Raw genomic sequence first — 733 nt, forward strand, 5'->3', positions numbered from 1 at the left:
CTCGGCCGACGCGCAGCCGCCGGCCCCCGAGACGCGTGCGCCCGAGGCGCGAATCGCGGAGCCGCCGGCGCCGACGCCCCTCGCCGAGCGGCTCGCGCGGAACGTCGGCGGCGAGTGGGCGATGCGCGCCGCGACGGCCGACGAGGTGGGGGGCGGCGCGCCGGCCGTGCATGTGATGCTGTGGAGCCCGGGGATGAACACCTTCGTGCTCGAGCGCGCGCGCTTCGACGGGCTCGCGCCGGCGGCGCTGACGTCGGGCGGCGACGCGAGCTTCACGATGCGGCGCGACGCGGGGACGTTCCGCTTCGTCGGGCAGTTCCGCGACGGGCGCGGGCGCGGGCGGTTCGTCTTCCAACCGTCGTCGGCGTTCGCCGACTCGCTGGAGCGCCTCGGGATGGACCGGCCGACCCCCGCGCAGCAGTTCGAGCTCGCGCGGCACGGGCTCGAGCTGGCGTTCCTCGACGAGCTGGCGGCGCAGGGGTACGAGCGGCCGACCACGCGCGAGCTGGCGCGCGTGGCGCTCACCGGCGTGGACCTCGCGTACCTGCGCGCCATGGGCGCGCTCGGGTACCGCTTCGGACGGGTGGCCGCGCTCGTGCGGCTCTCCAACCAGGGCGTCGACCCGGCGTTCGTGCGCTCGCTCGGCGCGCTGGGGCGCCCCGCGCTCCCGGCGGCCGAGCTGCTGCGGCTGCGCGCCGACGGCGACGTCGCGCGCGGGCGGTCGGCCGACCCC

The 733-nt window shown here is 78.6% G+C and carries 1 pseudogene; it reads left to right on the forward strand.

What is annotated here, in order from left to right:
• A pseudogene (locus PYV61_RS26210) lies at positions 1–733 on the forward strand (hypothetical protein); the annotation flags it as partial.

The organism is Roseisolibacter sp. H3M3-2 (assembly GCF_029211165.1).
Taxonomy (GTDB): domain Bacteria; phylum Gemmatimonadota; class Gemmatimonadetes; order Gemmatimonadales; family Gemmatimonadaceae; genus Roseisolibacter.